Consider the following 19548-nt stretch of genomic DNA (forward strand, 5'->3'; position numbering starts at 1 on the left):
CGGCGCCGAAACGGCTGGCCGACCCGCGGCCCGGGGGTCGGCCTCAATCCCGGCCGTAGCGCCCGGTCAGCGTCACCTCGTCGACGACTGCCCCCGACAGCGCGTCGTCCAGTTCCCCGCGGCCCGCGCCCGCGTCGAGGTCCAACGTCGTCCCCACGGCCGAGAGCCGGAAGCGGTAGCGGTGGGGCTCGTCGCCGACCGGCGGGCACGGTCCCATGTAGCCGATCTCGCCCGCGCTGTTGGTCCCCTGCCGGGCACCCTCCGCGAACGGCGGCCGTTCGGTCTTCGAGACGCTCCGGGGGATCGTCGTCGTGCTCACGGGGACGTTCCAGAGGAGCCAGTGGACGTACGGCTGATCGCCCGCGTCAGGATCGTCGACGACGAGGGCCAGCGTCTCGGCGTCGTCGGGGACGCCGTCTATCGTCAGTTCCGGGTTCACGTCGCCGCCCTCGCAGGTGTAGCGCGCCGGGATCGTGCCGCCGTCGGCAAACGCCGTCGCCGTCAGCGAGAAGCCCGAGTCGGCGGCCGCGCCGTCGCCGCCGCCACAGCCGGCCAGCCCGGCGGCGAACGCGACACTGGTTCCGGCGAGGTAGCGTCGTCGCTGCATGATCCCAGCTACTCACGCGCCCGGCAAGTGTTTTCAGGTTGGATCGTCAAGCGGTCGGCCGGCCGCGATGGGCCAGCCTTTTCGCCGGCGCTGTCGACTCCCGTTTCATGTACGAGGTCGAACTCAAGGTCGCTGCCGATCACGAGCGCGTTCGCGCCGCCCTCGACGACGCCGGCGCCGAGGCCGTCGACCGTATCCGGCAGGTCGACACCTACTACGACGCCCCACACCGGGAGTTCGCCGAGACCGACGAGGCGCTCCGACTGCGCGAGGAAACCGACCTCGACGGCGGGGAGACTACGGTCAAGATGACCTACAAGGGGCCGCTCGTCGAGGCGGCCTCGAAGACCCGCGAGGAACACGAGACCGCCGTCACGGACGGCGACGCCGCGGCGGGAATCCTCGACGGTCTCGGCTTCGAACCGGCGGCGACCGTCGAGAAGCAGCGCGAGCGGTTCGCCCTCGACGGCTACACGGTCACGCTCGACAGCGTCGACGGCGTCGGCGCGTTCGTCGAGGTCGAACGCGAGGCATCCGAGGACGCCGTCGAGTCGGTCCGCGAGGGGGCACAGGCACTTATGCGTGACCTCGGCCTCGACCCCGACGACCAGATCCGGACTTCCTACCTCGGTCTGCTACTGGATAATTCTTCGTAGTAATTTCTCACGGGGCGATCGTTTCCGAAGGTTATAGACCCCGCGACGGGGAAAGAGGAGCAATGACGCGGAACATCCAAGTTTCCGAACTCGACCGGCGGGCCGTCGAGGACCAGCAGGTCGAGATCGTCGAGCGGAAGGGGATCGGTCACCCCGACTCGATCTGCGACGGGATCGCCGAGAGCGTCTCGCGGGCACTCTCCCAGCTCTACCTCGAACGGGTCGGGAAGGTCCTCCACTACAACACCGACGAGACCCAACTCGCTGCGGGCCGAGCGGCGCCGAAGTACGGCGGCGGCGAAGTGATCGAGCCGATCTACATCCTCCTCGTTGGCCGTGCGACGAAGACCTACGAACACGAGGGCGAGGTCCTCGAACTCCCCGTGGACTCGACGGCGCTCGCGGCCGCCCGCGAGTACCTCGAGGAGAACATCCCGGAACTGGAGTACGGGACCGACGTGGTCATCGACGTGCGCCTCGGCGAGGGCAGCGGCGACCTGCAGGACGTGTTCGGCGAGGACGAGGTGCAGGTGCCCATGGCCAACGACACCTCCTACGGCGTCGGCCACGCGCCCCTGACCGAGACTGAAACGATCGTCAAGGAGATCGAGAACGGCCTCAACGGCGAGTACGCCGCCGAGAACCCCGAAGTCGGCCCGGACGTGAAGGTGATGGGCAAGCGCGAGGGCGACCGGATCGACGTGACCGTCGCGGTGGCGATGGTCGACGCCTACGTCGACGACCTCGACGCGTACAAGCGCGCCGTCGCCGAGGTGCGTGCGTACGCCGAGGAACTGGCCCACGAGTACACCGACCGCGAGGTCGGCGTCGAGGTCAACACAGCCGACGACTACGAGGAGGGCTCGGTCTACCTCACCGTCACCGGCACCTCCGCCGAGCAGGGTGACGACGGCTCCGTGGGCCGCGGGAACCGCGCGAACGGCCTCATCACGCCGAACCGACCGATGAGCATGGAGGCGACCTCGGGGAAGAACCCCGTCAACCACATCGGGAAGATCTACAACCTGCTCTCGACGGCGACCGCCGAGGCCGTCGTCGAGGACGTCGACGGGATCCGGGACCTCCAGATGCGTCTGCTCTCCCAGATCGGCCGCCCGATCGACGAGCCCCACGTCGCCGACGCCCAGATCGTCGTCGATGACGACATCGATGTCGCCGACATCGAGGACGACGTGACCGAGATCGTTGACGAGAAGCTGGCGAACGTCACCGAGATCACCCGCGAGGCGATCGAGGGAGAGATCTCGACGTTCTAGCCACCGCGCATTTATCTCGGGCGGTCGAGAGCCATCGGCATGGAAACGTTCGAACTGACCGCCAGACTCCTCGCGGGGGTCGGCCTCATCCTCGCGAACGGGTTCTTCGTCGCCATCGAGTTCGCGCTCACCCGGGCACGCCAGTTCTCGAAGGAGGAGTTCCTCGGGGACGGGGGGAACAAAGCCCTCGAACGCGCCTGGGAGATGACCAACGACTTGGAGCTCTACCTCACTACCTGCCAGGTCGGGATCACCGCCTCCAGCATCGCGGTCGGGATCGTCGCCGAACCCGCGCTGGCGGCCATCTTCGAGCCGGTGTTCGAGCCGGTGTTCGAGGGGACGATGTTCGCCAGCGCGGGGGCCGGCGCGGTGCTCGCGTTCCTGATCATCAACCTCGTCCACCTCACCCACGGCGAGCAGACGCCGACGTACCTCGGCGTCGAGCGCTCGCGGCTGGTCTGTCAGTACGGCGCGACCCCGCTGTACTGGTGTAACCGCCTGATCCTCCCGATCATCAAGCTCGGCGACTGGGTGGCGAAGGGGACGCTGCGCCTGTTCGGCGTCGAGATGACCGGCGCCTGGCTGGAGACAGAGGAGGACGCCATCGAGTCCCGCGCGGACCTCCACAAGCGACTCGGCTCGGTGCTCTCACGGGGCGACCTCTCGGAGGACCGCCGCGCGGAGATCATGAACGCCCTCACCATCGGCGACCGCGCCGTCGACGAGGTGATGGTCCCCGAGTCGGACATCGTCGCCCTCTCCACCGAGGCCGACACGGCGGAGAACTTCCGGCGGATGGAGGAACACCCCCACACGCGCTACCCGCTGATCGGCGAGGACCTGAGTGACTTCCGCGGCATCGTCTACTTCCCGATGCTCGCGCGCTACCGCGACGGTGTCGCCGAGGGCGAGATCGACTTCACGAACCTCTCGGCGCCGCCGATGACGCTCTCGGGAGACACGAGCGTCAGCGACGCCATCGACCAGTTCCAAGTCGAGAGCCAGGAACTCGCGCTCGTCGTCGAAGACGGCGAGGTCGTCGGGATGGTGACGGTGACGGACCTACTGGAGTCGATCACCGGGGAGATGGAGGACCCGCTGGACGCGGTCGACCCCGACCGTTAGGCGATGTCCCGGCTCGTGTCGACCTGCACTTCGCTGGAGAGTTCGAGTTTGATCGTCTCGCCCGGCAGGTCGTGGGCGCGGAACTTCGGCACCGAGAGCACGTGTTCGACCTGCGAGCCGTTGCGCTGTACCGCCACGTCGAGCACGAGGTCGCCGAAGGACTCGGTCACGTCACGCAGCGGCGAGCGCTCGGCGCTGGTCGCCGCGTGGAGGACGCCGACGCTCCCGGTACTGATCAGCGCGTCCTTGAGTTCGTTGAGGAAGGTGACGTAGCTGTCCGGATCGCCGGTTCGTTCGAGGGGATCGACGGTATCGACGACGATGCCGGCCTCTTCCTCGACCAGCGCGATGGCCTCGCGAACGTTCGCCAGCGGCTCGTCCAGGCCGGCGTACTTCACGCTGTAGCCCGGCGCACCGCCGTCGAGGACCTTCCCGAGCGTCTCACTGACCGCGTTCTCGTTGCGCCGTGTCGTGACGTACCGGGTCCGGCGCTCGCGCATCGTCGCGTGCAACAGCGCCTCGCTCTGGCTCGCCGGCGGCGCCAGCACGAGGACGATCGACCCGGGGTCGATCCCGCCGCCGATCTCCCGGTCGATCTCCGGCACGCCCGTCGACAGTCGCTCGCTCACGGTCGACGGACACGCGTAACTCGCAAAAGACTGTGGGCGAGGCCGGTACCGGAGCCGGGGGCGCCCGCGGAGGGAAACACCCATGCCCGCCGGCCGGCTAGGCCGCCCGTGCAGCCGTCACCGGATCTCGCAGTCGTTCGTTTCGGGGAGTTGGGCATCAAGAGCGGCAAGGTCCGCGGGCAGATGCTCGACCGCCTCGCCGACAACGTCCGCGCGATCCTCGACGACCGCGGCATCGCCGGCCGAGTCGAACGCCGCTGGTCGCGCATCCTGATCTGGCCCGAGGAGGGCGACACGGCGGACCGCTTCGGCGCCGACGAGGCCGCCCGCGCCGCCGCCGACGCGTTCGGCGTCGTCTCGACCCGGCCCGCAATCGCCGTCGCCCCCGAACGCGATGCCCTCGAAACCGCCGCCGTCTCGCTCGCCGGCGACCACCCCGAGGGCGCGACGTTCGCCGTCCGAGCCAACCGCGCCGGCTCGGCCGAAACCCACCCCTTCAGCAGTCAGGAGATCGAGCGCGAAGTCGGCGCCGCCGTCGGCGAAACCACCGGCGCTGACGTAGACCTCGACGACCCCGACGAGACTTACCGACTGGAGATCCGCGAGGAGGAGGCGTTCGTCTCCGTCGCCGAGTACGACGGCCCGGGCGGGCTCCCCGTCGGGACGCAAGGCAAGACGGTGCTGCTGTTCTCGGGCGGCCTCGACTCGCCCGTCGCGGCGTGGGAGCTGTTCAAACGCGGGCTGGAGGTCGTCCCGGTCTACCTCGATCTGGGCGCCTACGGCGGCGCCGACCACCTCGCCCGCGCGACCGAGACCGCCGAAGTCGTCGCCCGCTCGGCGCCCCACGTCGACGCCCGACTGCGGGTCGTCCCGGCGGGTGATCTGGTGAACGACCTCGTCGCCGCAACCGAGCCGACGCGGATGCTCTCGCTCCGGCGTGCGATGCTCCGGGTCGCCGAGGGCGTCGCCGACGACGTGGGCGCCCACTCGCTGGCGACCGGCGAGTCCGTCGGGCAGAAGTCCTCCCAGACCGGGCCGAACCTCCGGACGACCGACGCCGCCGCCGACCGCCCGGTCTACCGTCCGCTGCTCACGCGGGACAAGCCCGACATCGTGGAACAGGCCCGCGAGATCGGCACGTTCGTCGACGCGACGATGAACGTCGGCTGTGAGCGCGTCGCCCCGGACTACCCCGAGACGAACGCGACGATTTCGGGCGTCGAAGCCGCCGAGCCGGACGACCTGCTCTCGCGGGCCGAGGCGCTGGCCGAGGAGCGCTACGTCGTCGGCGAGAAGTGACCACCGTCTACTAGGTCTGGGGCCCTCCCGTCCCCCGGTTCGCCCCCACTCTTTTGGCCCGATCGGCCGTCCGTCGTGTCGAGCGATGAGCTACGAGTGGACGAACGTCCGGGCGCCGAAGGCGGCACAGTTGAACGCCGTCGAGTCTGCAGGCAGCATCGCCTTCGCGGCCGGCGCTCGCGGGCTGATGATGGAGCGGAGCGGGACGGGTGAGTGGCGGACGCTGTTCGAGACCGGTCCGCGGGGAAACGGGAGCAACCTTCTCGGCTGCGGGATGACCACCGACGACCGCCGTATCTGGTTCACCGGCGCCGGCGGGACGTTCGGGTACTACGACCGACGGTCCGAGGAGGTCGAGAACTACGCCACCCCCTACGACCTGACGGACGACCTCACGAGCGTCAGCGTGAGTGGCCCCGCAGGGAACGAGACGCTGCACGTCACGACCGACAGCGGCCGGGTGTTCCGGGCGTCGATGGACCAGAACGACCTCACCGTCGACGGCGTCGCCGTCCCGCGCGACGGCGCAACGATCAACGAGGTCGTCCGGATCGAACAGGACCACTACCTCGCCGACGACGCGGGCTACCTCCACTACTCACAGAACGGCAAGCGGTGGCGGAGCCACCGGCTCGCAGAGACGAGCGTCGTGGGGGTTGCGACCGCGGCCAACGGCCTCTGTGCGGTGACCGACAGTCACGGGGTTCACGTCGACATCTCCGTCTTCGGCGAGGAAGGCCGGCGCAAGCAGTTCCCGCCGGGGATCAGCGCGCCTAACGACGTCTCCGCCGGCGGGCGGACGTTCGTCGTCTGTGGCGACTCCGGCGGCGTCTCGACGATGTCGAACAAGGACGCTCCCTTCACCCCACAGGAGACGGGCAAGGACAAGTCCTACCGCGCGGTCGAACTGATGAGCGACGGGACCATCATCGCCGTCGGCGCCGAGGGGACGATCTCCGAAGGCCGGTTCCAGTAGGTTCGAGTTCCCGTATTTCCTGCCCCGGCCCTCTGAACTGACGGCACGGCCGGGTCCGGCGGCTTATCTCGACGACGGAGTCACCGAAGCCGGTACGGTCATCGAGGGGACGCCGACGAACTGATCGCCGGACCGCAACCCACTTCATCGGCGCCGTCGACCGCCCGGTAATGGCGCAGGTCTGTCTGTTGGGCACCCCCGAGAGTACCCTCCGCTACGAACTGCTCTCGCGGGAGACCGCCCGCGAGGCGCTCGCGACCTACGACCTGCGGGAGCCGTACGCGAACAGCCTCGCGCTCGACACCGTCTCCATCGGCGCCGCCGTCTCGCTGTTGAACGACCTGAACTGGTACCTCGTGCGCTTCACCCGGGCGGCGCTGGTGCAGTCGGACTCCGTCTCGGAGGGGGAGTGGCTCTCCCGGGACCTCGCGACGGCGATCCGTGACGGCGAGGTCGATCCGGACGCCACGGGGACGTTCCTCGAAGTCTACGGCGTCGAGGAGGGCCGGCCCGAGGACCCCGTCTTCGTCGAGCGCGAGGGGGAATGGACCCCCGAACGCGAGGGGTACGACGAGGTACTCGTGGTCCGGGTGACCGAAGGGGAGTTCGGCGGCTAGCCGACTCACGGACAGCCACTTCGACCGACAAACTGAGACCGCCGACCGCCGCTCGCGTTCTGTGGACTACTCCTCGCCGCGCCACGGGCAGTCCTCGGCCTCCTCGGCGTCGAACAGCCCCGTGGACATGTAGCGCTCGCCGCCGTCGGGGAATATCGTCACCACCAGCGGGTCCTCGACGCCCTCGTCGGCGAGTCGCTGGACGGTGCGCCGTGCGGCGACGTTGGCGGCGCCGCTCGACTGGCCCACCAGAATCCCCTCCTCACGGGCGAGACAGCGACACTCCCGCTCGGCGTCGTCGAGGGTGACGGCCTCGACCTCGTCGATGAGTTCCACGTCGAGGTTCGGCGAGACGAACCCGGGGCCCATCCCTTGGTAGTCGTCGTGGCCCGACTCCCCGGTCGAGAGGACGGCGTTCTCCGCGGGTTCGACGGCGACGACCTCCATCTCGGGGAACTCCTGGTCGAGTCGGCGGGCCGTGCCGGTGAGCGTGCCACCGGTGCCGACGCCGGCGACGAAGGCGTCGATCTCACGGTCGCCGACCTGGTCGAGGATTTCCGGCCCCGTGGTCTCGAAGTGCGCGCGGGGATTGGCGCCGTTCTCGAACTGCCGGACCTGCACGTACTCGCCGGTGGCTTCGAGTTCGTCGGCCCGGTCGCGGGCGTCGCTGATGTCGCCGTCGACGACCTCGATGTCGGCGCCGTAGGCCCGCATGATCCGCCGCCGCTCGGGCGACTTCGAGCCCGGAATCACGATCCGCACGTCGTAGCCCTTGACCGCGCCGACGAGGGCCAGTCCGATCCCGGTGTTGCCGCTCGTCGGTTCGACGATGGCGTCGCCCTCGCCGAGTTCACCGGCCTCCTCGGCGGCCTCGATCATGTACAGCGCCGGGCGGTCCTTCGCCGAGCCGCCGGGGTTCTTCGACTCCAGTTTGGCGGCGACGGTGCCGGTCGGCGACGCCACCTCGACCAGCGGCGTCCCGATGGTCTCCAGTACGTTCGCGTCCATCTGGTCCCGGGTAGCCGGGTCGGGCCTAAAGGGGTAGCGACAGCGGAGCGATCGGGGGCTCCGGGGATCGGCCACCAGAGATATGCCCGTTCGTGGGAACGGTACGGGGTATGAACGACGACAGCCTCACCGACCGACTCCCGCTCGTCGAGGGCGCCGTCGCCGGCGTCAGCGCGTACGTGTTCGGCTACCTGGTCACCTACCTCGCGACCAGCGGCTCGATGGAGGAGCGGCTCTCGGGGTTCAACTTCATCGCGGAGCTGTTCGGCGGCGAGCCGATATCGGTCTGGCAGGGCGTCGGCTGGCTGTTCTACAACGCCCACTTCGTCCGGACGCGGGCGACGGGCGGCCTCGGCGGCCCGCGCTCGCAGAACTTCATCGCCGCCAGCGACGGCGGCGCCATCGTCCTGCTCTACCTCGTGCCGGTCGTCCTGCTCGTGGGCGTCGGCTTCGTCGTCGCGCGCCTCGCCGGTGCCGACGAAGCCGCCGACGCCGCCGCCGCTGGAGCGGCAGTCACGCTCGGCTACTTCCCGCTCGCGCTGACCGGGCGGTTCCTGTTCAGCTACGACGGCTCGGTGGCGCCGGATCTCGTGACGGCGCTGTTGCTAGCTGGGCTGGTCTACCCGCTCATCTTCGGCGCCGTCGGCGGCGCCGCCTGGAGCGTCTTCAGCGAGGACAACCGCTTCGCGGAGTAGCGGGAATCACACTCGATAAACCGTCGTTACCGCCGGCGGCGTACGACTTATGCCCGCAGGGAGCCGAGTGCGGGTATGTCCGAATCCCCCCCCGAATCGACGCTCGCGACGCTCGAACCCGACCCCGTCTGGGACGCCGAGTCCCACGGCGACGCCGTCGACGCCCTCGGCACAGAGGGACTCGTGTTCCGTATCTGGGGCGGGGACTGGTGTGGTGACTGCCGACAACAGCTCCCGGCGTTCGCCGCGGCACTCGAGGCTGCGGGCGTGCCCGACGAGCGGATCCATGCCCACGCCGTCGAGCGCGAGAACGGCGAGAAAGTCGGCGAGGGGATCGAGGAGTACGGGATCGAACTGATCCCGACCGTCATCGTCGAGAAGGACGGCGAGGAGATCGCCCGATTCGTCGAGAGCGAGGACCGACCGATCGCACAGTACCTCGCCGACGCGATCGAGAACGCCGAGTAGTCCCTAGAGGTTCGCTTCGACCCAGTCCAGCGCCGCCGTCAGATCGGTCTCCGGCGGCGAGCAGGTGAAAGAGCGGCAGGCGTACACCGTCGGTTGACCCTCCCGCGCCTCGCGACCGGCCCAGACCGGCGGCGCCTCCTCCAGCCCGAGTTCGTCCAGCCAGTCCTCGAGCCCCGCCTCAGTCGGCGGCCGACGGGCGACGATGGCGCCCGGCAGGTGCCGCGACGCGAGCGTCTCGCGCCATTCGGTGGGGAGGTCGTCGGCGGCGACGGTGAGTTCGAGCGAGCCCCGAGCGTCGGCGTCGGCGGCGACGGCGAGCGTGCCGTGTTCGACGGGGCTGGCCTCGATCCGACCGCGGTGGGTCGACAGCGTCTCGCGGGCCGTCGACGCGAGGTCGGCGTCGGTGAAGCCGTCCAGATCGAGCAGCAGCGCGACGGCCGCGCCGACGCTCGACGGCGTCGACTGGTCGGTGAGCTCCTGGGGCCGGGCGACGAGGTCCTCGGCGTCGTTCGCCGAGAGGTAGAGCGTGCCGTCGTCGGCGTCGTAGAACGCCTCGACGATGGCCTCGGCGAGGTCGAGCGCGAACGCGAGCGGCGCCACCTCGCCGGTCGCTTGGTAGAGTTCGAACGCCCCGCGACCGAGGAACGCGTAGTCCTCGAGCGCGCCGTCGAACGCCACGTCCCCGTCCTTGAAGCGCCGGGAGAGGCGTTTTTCTTCCTCGTCCCAGAGGTGCTCCCGGACGAACGTGAGCGCGGACTCGGCGCGGTCGATCCGGGAATCGTCTCCCAGCACGAAGCCGGCGCGGGCGAACGTCTCGATGGTGAGGCCGTTCCAGCCAGCCAGCACCTTCTCGTCCCGTGGCGGGCGCGGGCGCGCCTCGCGGGCCGCGAACAGCGTCTCCCGGGCGTCGGCGAGCAGCGCCCGGATCTCGGCCTCGTCGTCGGGTGCCTCGACGGTCTCACCGGCGACCTCGATCTCGGCGCCGATCAGTTCCTCGACGGGGACGGTTTCGGTCAGGACGCTCGTTCCGCCTTCGAAGTTCCCCCCGGAGACGACGCCGTAGCGCCGGCAGAACAGCGTCGCCGACGGCTCGTCGAGCAGTTCGCGGACCTCCTCGGGCGTCCAGACGTAGAACGCGCCCTCCTCACGCTCGGGCTCCTCGCCATCGTCGAGTCGGGAGTCGGGCGTCTCGCTCCGGGCGTCGAGCGTGCTGAAGAAGCCGCCCTCGGGGTGGGAGAGTTCACGCTCGGCGAAGTCGAGGGTCTCGCGGACGATATCGGCGTACCGGTCGTTCCCCGTGACGCGATAGCCCGCAAGTAACGCCGCCGGGACCGTCGCGTTGTCGTAGGCCATCTTCTCGAAGTGGGGAACCGTCCAGTCGTCGTCGACGCAGTAGCGGTGGAAGCCGCCGCCGAGGTGGTCGTAGAGGCCGCCGCTGGCCATCGCGTTCAGGGCGTTCTCGGCGACCGTCAGCGGCTCGGTGTCGCCGGAAAGCGTCGCCACCCGGAGCAGGAGTTCGACCCGGCCCGGCTGGGGGAACTTCGGGCTGCGACCGAAGCCGCCGTTCTCGCGGTCGGCGCCGCGGATCGCCGCCGCCGCGGCGTCGTCAAGGATCTCGGTGCCGGAGGCGTCGTCGGCGCCGGGACCGTCGTTCGCCGGCGAACTCGCGGGGGCCATCCGGTCCCGTGCGGCCGCGGTCCACTGCTCGGCGCGGTTCTCCATCTCGGCGCGCTGCTCGGGGTCGGCCCACGAGCCGGCGATCTGTCGGCACAGTTCGCCGAAGCCGGGGACGTTGCGCTGGGGCGGGGACTCCGGCGGGAAGTACGTCCCCACGTAGAACGGCTCGCCATCGGGCGTGAGAAAGGCCGACAGCGGCCACCCGCCGCCGCCGGTAACCAGCTGACAGACCGTCTGATACACCCGGTCGAGGTCGGGGCGCTCCTCGCGGTCGACCTTGATCGGGACGAAGTTCTCGTTGATCAGTTCGGCGACCGCCGGGTCCTCGAAGGACTCCTCGGCCATCACGTGACACCAGTGGCAGGCCGAGTAGCCGACCGAGAGGAAGATCGGCACGTCCCGTTCCCGGGCTTCCGCGAGCGCGTCGTCGTCCCACGGCTGCCAGTCGACCGGGTTGTCGGCGTGCTGTTTCAGGTACGGGCTCGCCTCGTCGGCCAGTCGGTTGCGACCGTCGTCGCTCCGCGGTTCGCTCATTAGCCGAACGCTGGGTACGGACGGGGAAGTAGCCGGTGGTCGCGGCGCTACTCAGCGTCGAGGCTGTCGACGACGCCCGGCAACGACTGGCTCTCGGCGTGGCCGTGGTTGACCGTCAGCGGCGACACGGACACCTCACCCTCGACCATCGCCCGGCGGTCGCTCCCGTGGGGGTAGCGCGTCGCGTGGTCGTCGGCCAGCGGGAAGGGGTTCTCGAACCCCTCGGTGTCGGGCCAGACGGAGTCGTCGAGCGAAACCGCCGTCGATCCGTCGCCGAGGTCACGCTCGACGGCGTCGGCGTCGTGACCCACGCGGAGGTCGTAGTCGGCGGTCGGCCGCGTGATCCGGGCGTGGGGGTCGGCGGTATCGACGGGCGCGTTGACGTTCAGCAGGTCCACCTCGTCGAACGTCTCGGTCGCTAGCGCCCGTTCGAGCAGGTCGGCGCCAACGCGGGCGGGGCGCGCGAAGTCGTACTCTTCGGGCGGCTGCGGGAAGAAATCGACCGCGTGGTACGCCGAGACGGCGACGGCGGGGAGGCCGAGGAACGCCGCCTCGATGCCGGCGCCGACGGTGCCCGAGCGGCCGACCACGTAGTTGCCCGCGTTGGGGCCGTCGTTGACGCCGGAGACGACGGCGTCGAACTCGGTGCCCAGCCCGCAGAGCGCGTAGGCGACGCAGTCGGCGGGCGTGCCCTCCAGCGAGTAGCCCCACGGGTGGTCGTGGCGGACGGCCGTCGAGTTCCGCGTGCGGCCGACGCCGCTCTGGTTGTCGTGCGGGGCGACGACGGTCACGTCGCCGACGGCCGTGAGTTCCTCGCGGAGGGAGGCGAGGCCGGGCGCGTCGATGCCGTCGTCGTTGGTGAGGAGGATACTGGGGTCGCTCATGGGCGGGAATGCACGACTGCGGGTAGAAACGGTTGCGGTACGGATCGGGGCGGCCGATCAGGAGCCGAGCCACCGAGCGAGCGCGCCCGCGAGCAACACGAGGGCACCGGCGACGAACGTGCCGGGGATCGGGAGCACGAACAGGACGGCGCCGAACACGAGCACGAGTGTCGAGGCCTTCATGGCTCGACCGTGGGGCCAGCGCTCAATAGGCGTTGGGTCAGTCTGGAGCAACTGGTGCCGGATGTCGGCGTCGCTCGGCGAAAATTGAGGCGTGTACGATCGCGGCGAGTGACCGCCGCGATCGGCCTACATATCGTTCCAGGCGTGCATCCCCCGGCCGAACGAGGAGATGGACGCGATCCACCGAACTGCGGCAGCCTTCTTCAGGAACTTCGCGCCGGTGCCGCCGAACGTGCCGAACGGCAGGGCGTCGATGTCGTGGGCGACGGCCTCGTCGCCGACGGAGATGAGGGTCCCCTTGTCCTCGTAGGTCCACTCCGAGAGGGGCTTGCCCTGCACGGCGTTGACGAGGTTCTCGCCGGCGACCTCCGCGGCCGTCCAAGCGGCGACGGCCGTCGGCGGCGCGACGTTGTCGTCGCCCTGGTCGATCAGGGCGGTGTCGCCGATGGCGAACACGCGGTCGTCGCTGGTGCGGAAGTCCTGTGCGGCGAAGACGCGCCGGGAGCGCTCGTCCTTGTCCAGATCGGTGTTCTCCAACTCCTCCTGGCCGGTGATGCCGCCGGTCCAGACGAGCACGTCGTAGGGCATCTCCGCGGGCTCCTCGTCCTCGCCGCCGCCGAGGTAGACGGTGTCCTCGTCGACCTTCGAGATGAACTCCCCGCACTCGATGTTGATCTCCGCGTCCTCGATCCGGGTCCGGAGGGCCTGCTGGACCTCGGAGTCGTTACCGGGGAACACCTCGTCGAGCCCTTCCACGAGGTGGACGTCGATGTCGGCGTCGTGTTCGTCGCGGTAGGCCGCGATCTCGCCGGCCGACTGGATGCCCGAGAGGCCGGCACCGCCGACGATCACCTGCGCGGGGTCGGCGATGGAGGCGTCCGCGGCGGCCTCCTTGATCGACTGGTGGATCTCGCGGGCGTCGGCGAGGCTCTTGAGCGTGAGCGAGTGCTCGCGCAGGCCGTCGATGCCGTAGAACGCCGTCGCGCTGCCGATACCGAGCAGGAGGTAGTCGTAGTCGACCGCGCTTCCATCGTCGAGTTCGACCGACTGGTCCGCCTCGTCGAGGCCGACGACGCGGCCCTGTCGGAACTCGCCCCAATCGGGCAGGAGCGACTCACAGGGGATGGTGATCTTCGAGGCCACGTCCGGGTTCCGGATGACGCGGTGGGACTCGTGGAGCACGAGGTGGTAGTCGTGTTCGTTGATCCAGACGAGTTCGACCTCCTCTTCGAGGTCCGCCTTCGGGACCTCCTGTTTGAGGGCGTCGACGGTTCCCGCGCCCGCGTAGCCCGCCCCGACGACGACGATCCGGTGGGTCATGGCCGGAGGTGACACGGGCAGGGCTAAAGTCGCTACGGAACGCTCGCGGAAACAACGACGCCGTGAGCGTTCGGCGGCGACCGGCGCCGACGGCGCCTACGCCGACGCCGTCGGCTCCCCAGTCTGGTGGTCTCGCAGCGCCGAGTTCACGTCGACGATGGCGCTGTAGGTCTCCTTCAGACCGATGATGTCCCGACCGCTGGCCAGCAGGTCGGCGTCCATCGAGTGGATCACGTTGCCGTAGTGGGCCACCTGATTGCGCAGGTCGCGGATCGCTCCAAGCTTCCGGACCGCGCGGTCCTGGGAACTGAACGGCAGCAGCGTCCAGAGGTCGTCGTGTTCCTCGACGACCCGCTCCAACTGCCAGAACGTCGTGTAGTCGACGGGCCGGAGGTGGAGGTCGGCGTCGACGTACTCCTCGTACTCAGCGCGGAGTTTGTCGTACTCGGTGCTGTGGCCGTCGCCGTCGTAGCCGACGTTGCGCAGGATCACCTCCCAATCGGTCCGCTCGTCGATCAGGTCCCGTAGCCGCGCTTCGAGTTCGTACACAAGCGTGTAGAGGTGGGCGTGGGCCGGCGGCTTGTTCAGGTCGGCGCGGCTGATGACGCCGACCACCTCGCCGTCCCAGCCGACGAAGTATATCGGCTCCTCGCGGAGCGCGTCGAGCATCCCACCGAACCCCAACTTCGGGGAGAGCAGCCGCGAAAGCGACACCGGTTCGGCGAGCGTCGCGAGCGTCTCGTCGGGAGTCTCCTCGGCGGCGTCAGCGACGGCCGCGGCGGTGACCGACGCGGTCGGCGAGGTATCGGCGACCGGCGCCGCCGTGTACCCCCGTTCCTCGAACCACTCGAGGGCCGTCGCGGCCGTCGCCTCCGCCGGCACACGCTCCACCTCCGTCGTCATGAGGTCCGAGACGACGACGTCGTGCTGTTCGTTGAGCATCGCCACTACTGGGCCGTTCTCCCCGGATGGGGTAGTGATTTATGGGCGATGGGTGGACCGCTCCGCCTCCCGGTCGGCCGGGAACGCAGGAACCAACAGCCCCGGCCGCGAGGGTTCGGTAATGACCGCACCGAACCGGAACACGCTCTGGGCCCGGGCGCTGGTCGACGAACTCGCCCGCAGCGGCGTTACCGCGGCTTGCGTCTCGCCGGGGTCGCGTTCGACGCCGCTGACGGCCGCATTCGACGCCCACGAGGACATCCACGTCTTCTCACACCTCGACGAGCGCGCCGCCGCCTACTTCGCGCTGGGCCGTGCTCGCCGTACCGGCGAAGTCACGCCCCTCGTCTGTACCTCCGGCACCGCCGCCGCGAACTACCACCCCGCGGTGCTCGAAGCCGACCAGTCCCGCGTCCCCCTCCTCGCACTCACCGCCGACCGACCCCCGGAACTCCGTGACTCCGGGGCGAACCAGACCGCCGATCAGGAGAAGCTCTACGGCGATGCCGTCCGGTGGTACAAGGACCTCCCCGAACCCGAAGCCGAGGCCCGGAAGCTCCGCTCCCTGCGGACAACGGTCGCCCGCGCGCTGGCCGAAGCCGAGGGGACCGACCCCGGCCCGGTCCACCTGAACGTCCCGTTCCGCAAGCCGCTCGAACCGGTCGATGTGCCCGGCGACGTGCCCGACGACCTCGACCCGCTGGCCGCCGAGGGGCGGACGGATGGGAACGACGGCACCGCACCCGCCGGCGTCGGCGGCGCGTCGCCGCCGGCGTTCGTCGAGCGCTCGCAGGGCGTTCCCGAACTCCCCGACACCGCGGTCCGCGCGCTCGCGGACGACCTCGGCGTCGAGCGTGGCCTGATCGTCGCCGGGCCGGCCGACCCCCACGAGGTCGACCCCGAGGCGGTCGTCGCGCTCGCCCACGCCACCGGCTTCCCGATCCTCGCGGACCCGCTCTCGGGCCTGCGTTTCGGCGGCCACACCCGCGTCGCTCCCGTGCTCGGCGGCTACGACGCCTACCTCGACGAAGCGGTCACGGAGAACTGGCCCGACCCCGAGGCAGTCCTGCGCATCGGCGCCTCGCCGACGTCGAAGCCGTTGCGGAAGTACCTCGCCCGCACCGGCGGCGACCAGTTCGTCGTCGACCCCGCGGGGAAGTGGCGCGAGGCGGAGTTCACCGCGACCGACCTCGTCGTCGCCGACCCCTCACGGCTGGCCGAGACGCTCGCCCGGGTCGTCGCCGGCCCCGATTCGGCGGACTGGCGGAGCCTGTGGGCCGACGCGGAGCAGGCACACTGGGACGCCGTCGAGGGCCACGATGGGCTGTTCGAGGGGGGAATCGTCGCCGACGCCGTCGCCGAGGCGCCGGACCCGACGACGCTGTTCGTCTCGAACTCCATGCCGGTCCGGGACCTGGATCGCTTCGCCCGGCCCAGCCCCGACGCCGTGACCGCGCTCGGGAACCGCGGCGTCTCGGGAATCGACGGTATCACGTCGACGGCGCTCGGCGCCGGTTCGGCGACGACGGACCACCTGACGCTCGTGATCGGCGATTTGGCGTACTACCACGACATGAACGGGCTGCTCGCGATCGCGCGCTGTGACGTGGACGCGACCATCGTCCTGCTCAACAACGACGGCGGCGGCATCTTCCACATGCTGCCGATCGAGTCGTTCGACCCACCTTTCACCGGCCAGTTCAAGACGCCCCACGGGATCGAGTTCGAGCCGACGGGCGACCTCTACGGGCTCGATTACGAGCGCGTCGACTCCCGCGAGGGCTTCGTCGACGCCTACAGCGAGGCGGTCGCGAGCGAGGGGAGCACCGTCGTCGAAGTCGTCACCGACGCCGCCGACTCCCACGGCACCCGCGACCGGCTACGCGAGCGGGTCGTCGAGGAACTCACGTAGGTCAGTCGTCGCGGTCCGATCGGGTGGTACCTCTTTGTGCCTGTCCTGAGTAGGCCACGCTAATGCCTTCGACGGGGTGGAACGTGTTCGTGGCGAGTGGGGTCGCCATCGTCGTCTACCTCGGGTTCCGCATGGGTCAGGTGCTGCCGGCGCTCGTCGCCGGCACGATGCTGTTCATCGGCGGCTGGATGACCGGCTACGCCATCAATCAGGGCCCACCCATCAGCCTCCCGCGGATGCTCATCGCCGGCGGGATCTGTGGGTTCGTCATCGTCTGGACGCTCCTGATCGAGCAGGGCGACTACGTCATCGGCGGGATCGTGATCGGGCTCGTCTCCTTCGCCGCGTGGTTCACCAGCGAGCTGGGGCCGATCAAGGGCGACGCCAGCCCGACGGCGCCCATCGACGAGCCGAAGCCGCCGGAGGGGCCCCGACCGGGGACGCCACTGGACCTCGGCGGCGACGAACCCGCACGGCGACAGTCCGAGAGCAACGGGAGCGACGGCAGCGGCCTGCTGGGGAAGATCCGGAGCTTCGCCACGCCGCCGGAGCCCGAGCCCCCGGATTCGGACGCCCCCGGACCGAACGGCCCCGACCCGGACGATCTCACCACGCACGACTCGCCGGACGACGGCGGACCGACCTACTCGACCCGGGAGCGCGACCGCAGCGAGGCGCCGCCGACGACCGGCGAGCGCGAGAGCATCTTCGGCCTCGGGATCTTCTACGAGGGCGACCCCGACGGCCCCACCGACGCCGGCGCCAGCGCCGACCCTGAACCGTCCTCGACGGCGACCGAGCCCAAAGGTGGCGACCACACCAAGCCCGGCGCGGCCGACCCGCGACCGGACCCGAGCGCCGACGGTGCCCCGGAGGCGGTTGCGCGGGGGCCGGCCAGCGCCGAGGAGCCGGTCGAAGTCGATCGATCGAGGAACCACGAGCCCGCAGGGCAGACCGCCGCGCCGGCTGGCGAAGGTGGGGAACCGACCGAACGGCTCCGCGAACCGCGTGACAGCCCGCTTCGGCCCGGCCAGGAGCCCGCGACCGAGACCGGTTCGGGCGACGAACTGTACCGTGGCGACGCCGCGGCGGCGAACGGTGCCGACGCCAACACCGGCGACGACGGCCGGGACGGGGAGACCGGGGAAGCGGGCGGGGAGAGCGGCCAGCCGGAGGAACACCGCGTCGACGTCGACGAGGGCGGCTTCATGTTCGGCTGAACCGATCGGCGGCTTTTTGCGCGACGGCGTCGCCGTAGGGGCATGGTCTCAGAGCTGTTCGACCCCGACCGCTGGGAGCAGGTCGACGGCGCCGGCGAGTTCGACGACATCACCTACCACCGAGGGGTGGACTTCCCCGCCGTCCGCATCGCGTTCGACCGGCCCGAGGTCCGGAACGCGTTCCGGCCCGGGACCGTCGACGAACTCCACGCCGCGCTGGATCACGCCCGCAAGCAGGCCGACGTCGGCGCCATCCTCCTGACCGGGAACGGTCCCTCCGAGAAGGACGGCGGCTGGGCGTTCTGTTCCGGCGGCGATCAGTCGGTCCGGGGTGGCTCGGGGTACGAGTACCGCGGCGACGACGAAGCCGCCGACGACGAGTCCGAGGCCGTCCGGTCGGCCAAAGCCGGCCGACTCCACATCCTCGAAGTGCAACGCTTGATCCGCTTTACCCCAAAGCCAGTCGTCGCCGTCGTCCCGGGCTGGGCCGTCGGCGGCGGTCACTCGCTGCACGTCGTCTGTGACCTCACGCTCGCCAGCGAGGAGCACGCGAAGTTCCTCCAGACCGACCCCGACGTGGCCTCCTTCGACGGCGGCTTCGGCTCGGCATATCTCGCCCGACAGATCGGCCAGAAGAAGGCCCGCGAGGTGTTCTTCCTCGGGAAGACCTACTCCGCAGAGGAGGCCGTCGACATGGGGATGGCCAACGAGGCGGTTCCCCACGAGGACTTGGAGGAGACGGCCATCGACTGGGCCGAGACGATGACGAGCAAGAGCCCGACGGCGATGCGGATGCTGAAGTTCGCGTTCAACATGGCCGACGACGGGATGGTGGGTCAGCAGGTGTTCGCCGGCGAGGCGACCCGACTGGGCTACATGACCGACGAGGCCGCGGAAGGCCGCGACGCGTTCCTCGAGGGCCGCGACCCCGACTTCTCACAGTACCCCTGGCACTACTGAGCGCGGAGACTCAGGCCGGCCCGGCGCGCTCGAACAGCGCTTCGGCGTGGTCGCGGGCGAACAGCGCCTCCGGGAGGTCAGTGAACCACCCGGCGTCGGTGATCGACTCGTCCCCGACCCCGAGGTCCGAGCCGACAGCCGTCGACAGCGGCGTCGCCTCGAAGCCGACGACGGTGAACGTCGCCGAGCGCTCGCCGTCGGTGCAGCCGACCTCGATGGCGCTGTGGGGGCGACCCGGCTCGATGCCGACGCCGGCCTCCTCGTCCACCTCGCGGACGACGCTCTCGGTCAGTGACTCGCCGGGTTGGAGGGTACCGCCGGGGAGCATCCACGCCTCGTCGTCTTCGTCGTAGATCAGCAACATCCGGCCGTCGTCGTCGAACACCGAGGCGACGGTGACCCAGCCGGTAGTGAACGGCTCGCCCCCGATCAGTTCGTCGTAGCGGCCGGGTTCGACCTCGTTTACGCTCTGGGTCTCGTAGAGGTCGTCGTACGCCGCGCGGGGGTCGGCCCGGTTCATGGCTCGACGTTCGGCTCGGCCCCCGAAACAGTTCCGGGT

The 19548-nt window shown here is 70.0% G+C and carries 20 protein-coding genes; 11 read left to right on the forward strand and 9 right to left on the reverse strand.

Translation table 11 applies throughout. The features are described from left to right. Positions 1 to 43: 43 nt before the first annotated feature. Positions 44 to 607: a YbhB/YbcL family Raf kinase inhibitor-like protein gene (locus NO998_RS08340; protein ID WP_267646647.1), complete on the reverse strand. Its 564-nt coding sequence runs from the start codon at positions 605 to 607 to the stop codon at positions 44 to 46. A 107-nt stretch (positions 608 to 714) separates the two neighbouring features. On the opposite strand from NO998_RS08340, the gene cyaB reads away from it, so the two are divergent. The 3 genes from cyaB (at position 715) to NO998_RS08355 (ending at position 3665) form a co-directional block, all read left to right on the forward strand. Further along, a complete protein-coding gene (gene cyaB / locus NO998_RS08345; RefSeq protein ID WP_267646648.1) occupies positions 715 to 1263 on the forward strand; it encodes a class IV adenylate cyclase in 549 nt (182 codons plus the stop codon). A 62-nt stretch (positions 1264 to 1325) separates the two neighbouring features. Beyond that, entirely contained in the window at positions 1326 to 2540 is a 1215-nt protein-coding gene (locus tag NO998_RS08350) for a methionine adenosyltransferase (protein ID WP_267646649.1), read from the forward strand. Between the two features lie 39 nt (positions 2541 to 2579). After that, positions 2580 to 3665, forward strand: coding sequence for a hemolysin family protein (locus NO998_RS08355; RefSeq protein ID WP_267646650.1), 1086 nt, complete (start codon positions 2580 to 2582; stop codon positions 3663 to 3665). Here NO998_RS08355 and NO998_RS08360 read toward each other — a convergent pair. Then, positions 3662 to 4294: an RAD55 family ATPase gene (locus tag NO998_RS08360; protein ID WP_267646651.1), complete on the reverse strand. Its 633-nt coding sequence runs from the start codon at positions 4292 to 4294 to the stop codon at positions 3662 to 3664. The genes NO998_RS08355 and NO998_RS08360 overlap by 4 nt on opposite strands. Before the next feature lie 108 nt (positions 4295 to 4402). Here NO998_RS08360 and NO998_RS08365 point away from each other — a divergent pair, with 108 nt between their 5' ends. The 3 genes from NO998_RS08365 (at position 4403) to NO998_RS08375 (ending at position 7186) form a co-directional block, all read left to right on the forward strand. Continuing rightward, positions 4403 to 5593 carry a tRNA sulfurtransferase gene (locus NO998_RS08365; RefSeq protein ID WP_267646652.1) on the forward strand — a complete coding sequence of 397 codons (1191 nt, stop codon included), beginning with the start codon at positions 4403 to 4405 and terminating at the stop codon, positions 5591 to 5593. Between the two features lie 85 nt (positions 5594 to 5678). Next, positions 5679 to 6569 carry a hypothetical protein gene (locus tag NO998_RS08370; protein ID WP_267646653.1) on the forward strand — a complete coding sequence of 297 codons (891 nt, stop codon included), beginning with the start codon at positions 5679 to 5681 and terminating at the stop codon, positions 6567 to 6569. Between the two features lie 170 nt (positions 6570 to 6739). Continuing rightward, positions 6740 to 7186 carry a DUF5804 family protein gene (locus NO998_RS08375; protein WP_267646654.1) on the forward strand — a complete coding sequence of 149 codons (447 nt, stop codon included), beginning with the start codon at positions 6740 to 6742 and terminating at the stop codon, positions 7184 to 7186. A gap of 66 nt (positions 7187 to 7252) precedes the next feature. Here the strand turns inward: NO998_RS08375 and NO998_RS08380 are convergent, their stop codons facing one another. After that, the gene (locus NO998_RS08380) at positions 7253 to 8194 is read right to left on the reverse strand and encodes a PLP-dependent cysteine synthase family protein (RefSeq protein WP_267646655.1); all 942 of its coding nucleotides are present in this window, start codon (positions 8192 to 8194) and stop codon (positions 7253 to 7255) included. 110 nt (positions 8195 to 8304) lie between these two features. On the opposite strand from NO998_RS08380, the gene NO998_RS08385 reads away from it, so the two are divergent. Both NO998_RS08385 and NO998_RS08390 read left to right on the forward strand, forming a co-directional pair. Beyond that, the gene (locus NO998_RS08385; RefSeq protein WP_267646656.1) at positions 8305 to 8889 is read left to right on the forward strand and encodes a DUF7978 family protein; all 585 of its coding nucleotides are present in this window, start codon (positions 8305 to 8307) and stop codon (positions 8887 to 8889) included. Positions 8890 to 8964: 75 nt separating this feature from the next. Next, entirely contained in the window at positions 8965 to 9357 is a 393-nt protein-coding gene (locus NO998_RS08390; RefSeq protein ID WP_267646657.1) for a thioredoxin family protein, read from the forward strand. Between the two features lie 3 nt (positions 9358 to 9360). Here NO998_RS08390 and NO998_RS08395 read toward each other — a convergent pair whose 3' ends face one another. From NO998_RS08395 to NO998_RS08415, 5 genes are all read right to left on the reverse strand, one after another. Next, positions 9361 to 11568, reverse strand: a complete 2208-nt coding sequence (locus NO998_RS08395) for a thioredoxin domain-containing protein (protein ID WP_267646658.1) — start codon at positions 11566 to 11568, stop codon at positions 9361 to 9363. Between the two features lie 47 nt (positions 11569 to 11615). Continuing rightward, positions 11616 to 12452 carry a 5'/3'-nucleotidase SurE gene (gene surE / locus NO998_RS08400; protein WP_267646659.1) on the reverse strand — a complete coding sequence of 279 codons (837 nt, stop codon included), beginning with the start codon at positions 12450 to 12452 and terminating at the stop codon, positions 11616 to 11618. Between the two features lie 57 nt (positions 12453 to 12509). Continuing rightward, positions 12510 to 12635, reverse strand: a complete 126-nt coding sequence (locus NO998_RS08405; RefSeq protein ID WP_267646660.1) for a hypothetical protein — start codon at positions 12633 to 12635, stop codon at positions 12510 to 12512. 126 nt (positions 12636 to 12761) lie between these two features. Next, entirely contained in the window at positions 12762 to 13955 is a 1194-nt protein-coding gene (locus tag NO998_RS08410) for an NAD(P)/FAD-dependent oxidoreductase (protein ID WP_267646661.1), read from the reverse strand. A 96-nt stretch (positions 13956 to 14051) separates the two neighbouring features. Beyond that, positions 14052 to 14903, reverse strand: a complete 852-nt coding sequence (locus NO998_RS08415; protein ID WP_379821450.1) for a hypothetical protein — start codon at positions 14901 to 14903, stop codon at positions 14052 to 14054. A 115-nt stretch (positions 14904 to 15018) separates the two neighbouring features. On the opposite strand from NO998_RS08415, the gene menD reads away from it, so the two are divergent. The 3 genes from menD to NO998_RS08430 all read left to right on the forward strand — a co-directional run bounded on the left by menD (position 15019) and on the right by NO998_RS08430 (position 18989). After that, positions 15019 to 16809 (forward strand): 2-succinyl-5-enolpyruvyl-6-hydroxy-3-cyclohexene-1-carboxylic-acid synthase, encoded by a 1791-nt coding sequence (gene menD / locus NO998_RS08420; RefSeq protein ID WP_267646662.1) that lies wholly within the window; start codon positions 15019 to 15021, stop codon positions 16807 to 16809. Between the two features lie 62 nt (positions 16810 to 16871). Then, positions 16872 to 18029 (forward strand): hypothetical protein, encoded by a 1158-nt coding sequence (locus tag NO998_RS08425; protein ID WP_267646663.1) that lies wholly within the window; start codon positions 16872 to 16874, stop codon positions 18027 to 18029. A 42-nt stretch (positions 18030 to 18071) separates the two neighbouring features. After that, positions 18072 to 18989, forward strand: a complete 918-nt coding sequence (locus tag NO998_RS08430; RefSeq protein ID WP_267646664.1) for a 1,4-dihydroxy-2-naphthoyl-CoA synthase — start codon at positions 18072 to 18074, stop codon at positions 18987 to 18989. Positions 18990 to 18999: 10 nt separating this feature from the next. Here the strand turns inward: NO998_RS08430 and NO998_RS08435 are convergent, their stop codons facing one another. Then, positions 19000 to 19509 (reverse strand): NUDIX hydrolase, encoded by a 510-nt coding sequence (locus NO998_RS08435; protein WP_267646665.1) that lies wholly within the window; start codon positions 19507 to 19509, stop codon positions 19000 to 19002. Positions 19510 to 19548: the final 39 nt, after the last annotated feature.

Source organism: Halolamina litorea (assembly GCF_026616205.1).
GTDB lineage: Archaea > Halobacteriota > Halobacteria > Halobacteriales > Haloferacaceae > Halolamina > Halolamina litorea.